Annotated in this window: 2 protein-coding genes; both read left to right on the top strand. The window is 51.8% G+C overall.

Annotation, left to right across the window (positions count from 1 at the left end; genetic code table 11):
- The coding region (locus tag ACSV5M_RS21715) for a hypothetical protein (protein WP_439178945.1) at positions 1-1,125 on the top strand (1,125 nt) is incomplete at its 5' end.
- Between the two features lie 39 nt (positions 1,126-1,164).
- Complete coding sequence (locus tag ACSV5M_RS21710; protein WP_439178944.1) at positions 1,165-1,635, top strand: single-stranded DNA-binding protein; 471 nt, start codon at positions 1,165-1,167, stop codon at positions 1,633-1,635.
- Positions 1,636-1,731: the final 96 nt, after the last annotated feature.

Genomic DNA, 1,731 nt, shown 5'->3' with positions numbered 1-1,731 from the left:
GGCAGCGGTGGTGGTGATTCCGACCGCAAGGAAGAACCACATCCAAATCAAGACCTCGCGATTGATGAGATCAAGCCAGGGCCTGACAACAGCGGTATTCCTTTTGATCGTTGGAATGAATATCAGCAGTACGTTGAGGACACTGCTCATCTCAGAAAGCCTCATGGCAATGTTTACAGGATTTCTGTCGTCAGTGACGCAGGAGAGAATCTGCATTACTTGACGGTTGATGCTGACGGGCGTGTGACGGCTCTGAATTATCTGGGTGATTCCGTGGATGGCGGCAGCGATTGTTATCGCGTTGCCCAGGGTGATGAACCCAATGCGCTGCTCACGGGTTCAATGATCGTGCAATACGACTACACGTTTGAGCGTGGCGTATCCGATTACGGGTTTGTGCTGCCCGCCGACGGCGCTGACGGTTCAGCGGCCAGCATCACCTGGCATCAGAACGACTATGGCTTCCTTTCGGCTATTTCCATCAACGCCGGTGCGGGTGACAACGCATACCAGGAACTGCGACTCGATGAACCACAGCCTGAGACCTTGCATCATGAATGGCCTGTCGGTGAGCAAACGATTCGTGTCGCCATTCCGCTGATGCCCGATGAGTCCATAACGTTAAATGACATCGAACAACACCAGTGTGAGAACCAGGCCGCCGGTCTCTACGTGACGGACTGGGTCAATGCGGAATCCGGAGAAAAATACTACGAAGGTTTCCTGCATATCGATGCAACCTATCACATGACGAGCTACGCCTATTCATCGTTGATGAATTGCTACGAAAAAAATCCTGCTGGGATCAACGAATACCTCGCGGGAAAAGCACTTCAGTTTGACGGGCTTGCCAATCGACTTTTCATTGAAACACCCTCAGTACCAGACACACCTCGAATCGCACGCTTTGCGTTCAATCTCTCCGATGAAGGTGCGATTGCATCAATGCAATACACCGAGGTTGAGACAGTTGATAACGATGTCGTTGAGCGCGTGAATTTCACTGTGGGTGAAGTGTTGCACACCGTGATGTTGTTGTCGGAGTGGGGCGAGATCCGCGTGACGAAGCAGAAGTCGTCAATGCAACTCAGTGATGTGCAGAACATGCAGTGTGGTGTGCAATGAGATCGCTTTATCTATTTTCTTAACAGCGGAGGACGTGTCATGTCGATGACGAATTTTGTAGGTGAAGGCAACGTGGGTAAGGTGGAATTTAAACGCCTGCCAATCAGCGGTGAACAAAAGCCGGTATTGAATCTCTCGGTACGTTGCAATGTGGATCGCAAACAGCAGGACGGTTCCTGGGAGGATACCGGTGGCTTCTGGGTGGAAGTTGAGTATTGGGGAAAACGGGCAGAACTGGCTCAGTCGTTGGTACAAATTGGCACTCGCGTGATTGTCGGTGGACAACTTTCGGATGCGTCATTCCCGTCGAAGGATGATCCGAATTTACTGATTCCTGCGTGGAAGCTCGTTGCCGATTTTGTGGCTCTGTCACCGATCGGTATTGAGAGTGTGGCTTACAAGCCGCGTAAAGGAAGACAACAAAATGCTCCAGCGGGACAGCCGACGGACCAGGGACACCTACCTCCCGGTCCGCCACCGGAAGCGTATGACGATGACATGCCTTATTGAGTTGGGAGTGTTGCCGCTGTGTAGGTAGGAGGCATTGACATTCATCTGATTTCAACCGCGAGGGCCAGCGCGATGACGAAATCAATCGATAAACCC

It is taken from the genome of Cellvibrio sp. ARAG 10.3, from assembly GCF_051846955.1.
GTDB lineage: Bacteria > Pseudomonadota > Gammaproteobacteria > Pseudomonadales > Cellvibrionaceae > Cellvibrio.
This window is presented reverse-complemented; position numbering and strand designations above follow the sequence as displayed.

What these genes read in the sequence shown, in the direction of transcription:
- ACSV5M_RS21710 (WP_439178944.1), top strand. Translation starts at nt 1,165, where the DNA reads ATGTCGATGACGAATTTTGTAGGTGAAGGCAACGTGGGTAAGGTGGAA.